The following is a 6,752-nucleotide window of genomic DNA, read 5'->3' as shown; positions in this document are numbered from 1 at the left end:
GTAGCCGCCGCCACCGCCGCCGCCGCCGTAGCCGCCACCACCGCCGCCGCCGCCGAAGCCGCCGCGCGAACGGCCGCCGCCGCCGCCACCGAAGCCGCCGCGGTCCTCGCGCGGACGGGCCTCGTTGACGACGAGGTCGCGCCCGCCGACGTTGGCGCCGTTGAGGGCGGTCATCGCGGCGCGGGCCTGCTCATCGTTCTGCATCTCGACGAAGCCGAAGCCGCGGGGGCGGCCCGTCTCGCGGTCCATGACGAGCGAGGCGCTGGAGACTTCGCCGTGCTGCTCGAAGAGCCCGCGGAGTTCATCCTCGGTCGTCTGGAACGGCAGATTTCCAACGTAGATTTTCATCCCGAACTTTCCTGCATGTGCCCGAACATGAACCACCGGCGTCTCGAACTCGGGCACGAGGAAGCGTCGGGGAACCTGAGAACCGCGTCCGACTCCGGACGCACAGAACCAGAATCGCGGAAAGTGTACCCGAGTGCGCCGCGGGGTTCCACCACCCCCCTCGGGGCGGGACTGGCTACAGTGTCAATGCCCTGCCCGGCCCGAATGGGGCGGGACCGCGTCGGGTGGGTGCGCGCGTTTCGCGCGCCCGTGGAGGTTTCTTCTTGCGACACGCCCTGGCACCGACTTTGACTTCGTCCCGAATCGCGTCCCTGCCCCCCGCGCTCTGTTCGATCCTCGGGCTCGGCCACTACCTGCCAAGCCGCATCCTGACGAACGACGAACTGGCGCTCACCGTCGACACCTCTGACGCGTGGATCGTCGAACGGACGGGCATCCACGGGCGGCGGTGTGCCGCACCGGGAGAGGCCACCAGCGATATGGCCCGGTTCGCGGCCCTGCGAGCGCTGGAAGACGCCCACCTCTCCCCCACCGATCTCGACCTCATCCTGGTCGCGACGTCGACCCCGGACACGCCCGTGCCGTCGTCGGCGTGCCATCTGCAGGCGGCCCTGGGGTGCAGCGGGGTGCCGGCGATGGACGTGAACGCCGGGTGCGCCGGCTACGGGTACGCGATGCAACTCGCAGCCGCCGCCATCAAGAGCGGGATGAACAAGCGCGTGCTGGTGATCGGCGCCGACACGCTGACGCGCATCACGAACTACGCGGACCGCCAGTCGTGCATCCTCTTCGGGGACGGCGCGGGGGCGGCGGTCGTCGCGGCGCGGGGGCGATTCGACATCATCTATTCCGACATCGGCGCGGACGGGCGCGGGGCCGATCTCATCCGTGTCCGGGCCGGCGGAAGCCGCACCCCGGCGTCGGCCGAGTCGGTCGCCACCGCGTGGCACACGCTGGAACTGCACGGGCGCGAGGTGTTCAAGACGGCGGTGCTTCGCATGACCGATTGCCTGCGGAAGGCCGCCAAGGGCGTGGGCGTCTCGCCGGGCGACTTCGACGTGGTCATCCCGCACCAGGCGAACGCGCGGATCATCGAGGCCGTCGGGCGGCAGCTCGACATCGGCCCGGAGCGACTGGTGGTCGACATCGGCGACACGGGCAACACCGCGTCGGCGTCGATCCCGATCGCGCTGGAGCGTGCGCGGGGCTCGCTGCGGCCGGGGCAGTTGGTGGCGGTCGTCGGGTTCGGGGCGGGCCTCACGTGGGCGTGCCAGGTGATGCTCGTGCGCGAGCTGTAGCCCGCTACTGGGCGCGCGGGGCTTCGCGGAGCAGCGCCGTCTCGCCCGCGCCGACCAGGTGCAGACGCAGCATCGCGAGCGCGGACATCGCCGACCAGTGGCGGACGGATCCGCGATCGCCCGCGAACCGGAACCGACGTACCTGCGACGAGCCGTCCGCCGATGCTCGCGCGATGAACACCGTGCCCACGGGCTTGGCGTCGCGCCCGTCGAACGCGGGCACGCCCCCGTCGGGCCCGGCGATGCCCGTGATCGAGAGCGCGTGCGTGCAGCCAAGACGCTCGAGCCCGCCCCGGGCCAGGGCCAGGGCGCACGCGGCGCTCACAGCACCGGGGCCGGCGTGCTCGAACATCCCGGGCTCGACCCCCGCCAGGAGGGTCTTCAACCGGTTCGAGTACGTGACGAGCGCGCCGACGAACGCGACCGACGACCCGGGCATGTCCGTGATCATCGATCCCAGCAGCCCGCCGGTGCAGCTCTCGACCGTGCCGAGCGTCTCGCCGCGCTCGCGCAGCAGTCGCAGGAGCGCGCCGGGCAAGCGCTCGTCCCCCGCGCCGAACGCGTAGACGCCCGCCGCGGCGCGTACGTCCTGCTCGGCCTGGGTGAGCGCCGCCTCGCACGACTCCTCGTCCACGCTGCCCTCGAACCGGATGCGGCAGGACACCACCCCGCCGCTGGCGGTGGTCCCGACGAGCGGGTTTCTGCTGCGGTCCATGACGGGGCCGAGCCGCGCCGCGAGGTCGGACTCGCCGATGCCGAAGCAGTGCACCACGCGCGTGCGCACCAGACGCGAGCGCACCGGGCGCAGGCGCGGCACGACCTGGGCCTCGAACATCGGCTTCAACTCTCCCGGCGGGCCTGGAAGGCAGAACACCTCGGCCCCGCCGGGCATGCGCGCCCAGAGCCCGGGCGCCGTGCCGTTGAGGTTCGGCAATGACAGCCCGCGCGACGGGCGGCGCGCCTGCACGCGGTTCAGCGGCGGCATCGGACGCCCGCGCGCCGCGAAGAACTCTTCCACCTGCGCCAGGGCCAGCGGGTCCTCGACCAGTTCGTCCTCCGACGCGAGGGCGAGCGCGTCGCGCGTCAGGTCGTCGGCGGTCGGGCCCAGCCCGCCCGTGCAGATGACGACGTCGACCTCGCCCGCGAGGCGCCGCAACGCCGCGGCCTGACGCGCGGTGTCGTCGGGCACCGTCACGTGCTCGAGCGGCGAGAGGCCGAGATCGAACAGTCGCTCGGAGATCCACTTCGAGTTCGTGTCGAGCGTCTGCCCGAGCGTGAGTTCATCGCCCACCGAGAGCACGGCGGCGGTCCGTTGTTCGACACGTTCCGGGGGCGGCATGTCCGAGCGTACGCGGGACGGGAAATGAAAAACGCCCCGGGCGCGGTGCCCGGGGCGATGAGGATCAGATCAAAGAGATGGGAGAAAAAGAGGGAAGAGAAGCAGGGAAAGCCCTCGCTTGCGCTTCGGGCTCGTACCGACGGTTACGGGCAGGGCGCCCCGGCGACGACCTGCTCGAGGGCCGAGATGTCGTCCTGGTCGACGTTGCCGTCGCGGTTGAAGTCGGGGTCGATGCCGCCGCCGAGGCAGGCGGGGTCGCCGGCGACCGCCTGGGTCAGGCAGGCGATGTCGTCCTGGTCGACGTTGCCGTCCTGGTTGACGTCGGGCTCGCACGACACGGGCGGCGCGAGGAAGCCGTCGGCGTCGGCGGCGCCGAAGGCGGCGACCTCGGCGTCGCTGAGTGTGCGGTCAACGAAGTAGAACGAGTTGATGTAGGCCTCGGCGGTGCGGGCGCCGGTGCTCTCGCTGCCGAAATGGCTGAAGGCCTCGTTGTCGTCCGGGGTGGGGTCGCCGTCGGTGGTGGAGTAGAGCGAGAAGAGGGTGTCGGTGGAGTCGGGCACGGGCCCGTCGAAGACCTTGACGCCGTTCACGTAGATCTTGCCGCGGTTGGAGCAGAGGGAGGTGTCGAGCGAGAAGACGATGCGGTGCCAGGTGTCGAAGGCGATGACGCCGGGGGCGGTGAAGGGGGCGACGGCGGAGGCGCCGTTGTAGTCCCAGCCGAGGGAGAAGTCGCTGAAGCGGGCCCAGAGGTCGCCGCCGTTGCTGTTGGTGTTGTTGCTGTTCCAGAAGGGGAACCAGCCGGAGGTCACCTCGCCCTGCGAGGGCCAGAGGATGTCGACGCCGATCGTGTACTGGTTGACGAACGTGCCGCCGCCGTTGCCGGGCGAGAGGTTGTTGTAGCGGAGGCCCTCGTCGGCGAAGAAGGCGGGGATGTTCAGGACGTTCGCGGGCGTGCCGGCGATGTCGGGGATGCCGAAGGACGTGGTGGATCCGAAGGCGCAGAAGGTCCGGGTGCTGCCGGGGACGACGCGATCCCAGAACTCGAGCTGCCCGGGGCCGAAGGTCGAGGGGATGAGGTCGCCGGGCGCGGGCTCGGCGTCGAAGTCGACCTGGGTCTCGTGCGTGCCGGCGCTGGGCGGGTTCTCGAAGACCTGCAGGCTGGCGAGGCCCTGCCCGGTGCGGGACAGGTTGTCGGTGACGTTGACGGGCAGCGCGTAGTCGCCCGCGGCGAGCACGGGGATCACGAACGAGCCCGTGAAGACGTTGTCGCCGGCGACCGCGTCGGGCGCCACGCCGTCGTCGAGCATCGCGACGTTCGACCCCAGCCCGATGGACGAGAGATCAGCGGACATCGTGTACGACGTGGACCCGGGGTTCTGGCCCGAGGTGGGCGTGCCCGTGATGAGCGCGGTGGCGCCGGCGGGAGCGCAGGGCGCGATGCTGGCGGTGACGCTCGGGGGGATGCTGCCCGCCGGGAGCGTGATGCCGCCGGCGGTGGCGCCGCCGATCGACGCGATCTCGGTGTCGGTCCAGACGCGATCCTCGAAGAGGAAGCTGCTGAGATACGACTGGACGATGTCGCCGTCGTTGTCGCCGAACAGGATGAACCAGTCGGTGGGCGCGTTCGAGGTGGTGTACAGCGCCCAGCGCCCGTCGAGGCCCGAGCCGAGGGTCTGGGTGCCGACGAGCACGCCGTCGATGTACTTCTTCATCGTGGGCGAGCCGGCGAGGTTGATGGTAACGGCGACGCGGTGCCAGGTGTTCGCGGAGATCGTGCCCTGGTATACGCCCGAGATTCCGATGCCGCCGTCGGGACGAACGAAGAAGTCGCCGTCGTTGGCGTTGGCCTCGTTGGAGTTGAAGAACGAGTGCCAGTTCACGACCGGGAACAGGACGTCCCAGATGAGGGTGTACTGGTTGCCGTACGACCCGCCGCCGTTGGCGGCGGTGCCGTGGGCGACGTCGTACCCGCCCTGGGGAACATCAACCGGCACGTCGCTGCGCAGCACGCCCGAGTCGGCGCCGCCGATGAGGGGCAGGCCGAACGCCGACGCGGTGTCGACGAGGAACGTCTGGGACGGGCGGGGCGTCATGACGCCCGGGCCCGAGTCGGCGGCGAGCGACCCGCTGAAGTTCCAGATGGTGGGCTGCGCGACGGCGGCGCCGGCGCAGGCGGCGAGCACCGCCGCGGACAGGTACGAGCGCGTGATCTTCATGACATCCTCCGGTGGGAACTCGATCGATCTCTCTTTTGCGAACACACGGAACACGCCGGCCCGCGATACGCGCGAGCCGGCCGATCGGACATCCGGTCTCCCGCTCAGGGAGTGCACACGACGAGGCCGCGCCCGTCGGGGCACGCCCAGCTCTGCCACTCGGTCACGATGGCGTTGCCCTCCTTCGAGGACATGGAGTGCCAGGTAGACTCGCCCTCGCGCCGGACGAGCGTGCTGGCGATGACGGCGCCCTTGTCGGCGAACTTGCCGGGCCCGACGTCCATGTCGCCCCGCGCGCGGGCCGCCCGGATCTTCTCCATCGAGTCCTTCAGCTCGGGCGTGTACGTCTCGAGATACGCGATGCGCCGCGCCGAGGCGTCCTGGCACGCGTCGCGGCACGCGACCACCACCGCCCGCACCCCGTCGTTCGCGGCGCCCCCCACGCCCGCGTGGGGCGGGAGCGTGTCCCGCGGCACGGTGTACAGACGCTGCTCGCTCTCGTCGAAGAACCAGGCCTGCAGCCCGTCCTCGCCCGAGGCGGCGGCCCGCCGCAGGTGCGACGCCGCGAAGACGCCCGCTACGCTCAACGCCGCGATCGCGATCGAGACCTTCACCGCGTTGCCGACCGTGATCGCCACCCGCGCCCCCCTCCCGGCCCGCCGCTCAGCGAGGCTCCGTGCCGGAATGCGCGTCAAACTCGACCGACCACCAGCACTCGTCGCGGTCGCAGCGGATGTCGTTCGCGTCGTAGATGTCGACGTGCCCGTCGGCGAAGGCGTAGTTGGCCTTGCGGTTGTGACGGCGTGCGCCGTAGTCGTTCTGCTGCACGCGGTTGAAGCCGTACGACGCCTGGTTGCCGACGGAGCGGTAGATCCACCAGCAGTCCTCGGGCCAGAGGTCCTGCGCGCTGCTGTGCCCGTCGCCGAACCAGATGAGCTTGTTGGCGATCACCACGCTGGAGTACTTCACCAGCCCCTCGGGGTACCCGGACTCGCGCGGGCGCCCGAACGGCATCGTCGCCTCCGCCGTCCAGTAGTGTGCGCCGCTCACCCCGATGCCGCCCGGGTTGTAGTTCTCGTACGGGTGCAGGAACCCGTACAGGAATCGGTACGAGTCGTTCGGCCGCACGCGCAGACGCGCGAACGCCATGTCATCGGCCGACAGCCCGTCGGCGTACTGGTTCAGTTTCTCCGCCGGGCAGTCGAACGCCTTCGCGACATCGCCCAGGTACGGGTACAGATAAATGCGGTACGAGCTCTCGACCTCGTTGGGGAACTCCGGCGTGCTCACCGAGTCCTGCAGCGGGTTCATCCAGTCGCGCCACTCGTTCACGTACACCGCCGCCGCCACCGCGAGCTGACGCTGGCCCGACGCGCACACCACCTGCCGGGCGGCCTCGCGCGACTTGCCCAGGCTGGGAAGCAGCAGCGAGATCAGCAACGCGATGATCGCGATCACAACCAGCAACTCGATCAGCGTGAACCCCCGACCGCCACGCCGATCAACCCGAGCACTTCGCATGGAAGAGCCTCCGAGGTCTGCTCGCCTTTG

Annotated in this window: 6 protein-coding genes; 1 reads left to right on the top strand and 5 read right to left on the bottom strand. The window is 70.6% G+C overall.

The window, feature by feature from the left end; all coding sequences use genetic code 11:
• A partial coding sequence (locus SFY69_13450; GenBank protein ID MDX2133047.1) for an RNA-binding protein occupies positions 1 to 405 on the bottom strand: 405 nt, incomplete at its 3' end.
• Positions 406 to 611: 206 nt separating this feature from the next.
• Here SFY69_13450 and SFY69_13445 point away from each other — a divergent pair.
• Positions 612 to 1,646, top strand: coding sequence for a beta-ketoacyl-ACP synthase III (locus SFY69_13445; GenBank protein MDX2133046.1), 1,035 nt, complete (start codon positions 612 to 614; stop codon positions 1,644 to 1,646).
• A 4-nt stretch (positions 1,647 to 1,650) separates the two neighbouring features.
• Here the strand turns inward: SFY69_13445 and SFY69_13440 are convergent, their stop codons facing one another.
• The 4 genes from SFY69_13440 to SFY69_13425 all read right to left on the bottom strand — a co-directional run bounded on the left by SFY69_13440 (position 1,651) and on the right by SFY69_13425 (position 6,722).
• Complete coding sequence (locus tag SFY69_13440; protein ID MDX2133045.1) at positions 1,651 to 2,985, bottom strand: CinA family nicotinamide mononucleotide deamidase-related protein; 1,335 nt, start codon at positions 2,983 to 2,985, stop codon at positions 1,651 to 1,653.
• Between the two features lie 143 nt (positions 2,986 to 3,128).
• On the bottom strand, positions 3,129 to 5,201 hold the full coding sequence (locus SFY69_13435; protein ID MDX2133044.1) for a LamG-like jellyroll fold domain-containing protein: 2,073 nt from the start codon (positions 5,199 to 5,201) through the stop codon (positions 3,129 to 3,131).
• 104 nt (positions 5,202 to 5,305) lie between these two features.
• Entirely contained in the window at positions 5,306 to 5,839 is a 534-nt protein-coding gene (locus SFY69_13430) for a hypothetical protein (protein ID MDX2133043.1), read from the bottom strand.
• Positions 5,840 to 5,864: 25 nt separating this feature from the next.
• Entirely contained in the window at positions 5,865 to 6,722 is an 858-nt protein-coding gene (locus tag SFY69_13425; protein ID MDX2133042.1) for a prepilin-type N-terminal cleavage/methylation domain-containing protein, read from the bottom strand.
• Positions 6,723 to 6,752: the final 30 nt, after the last annotated feature.

The organism is Planctomycetota bacterium (assembly GCA_033763975.1).
In the GTDB taxonomy this organism is placed as follows: domain Bacteria; phylum Planctomycetota; class Phycisphaerae; order Phycisphaerales; family UBA1924; genus RI-211.
The sequence above is the reverse complement of the archived record's forward strand: the minus strand, read 5'-3'. Positions and strand labels throughout refer to the sequence as shown.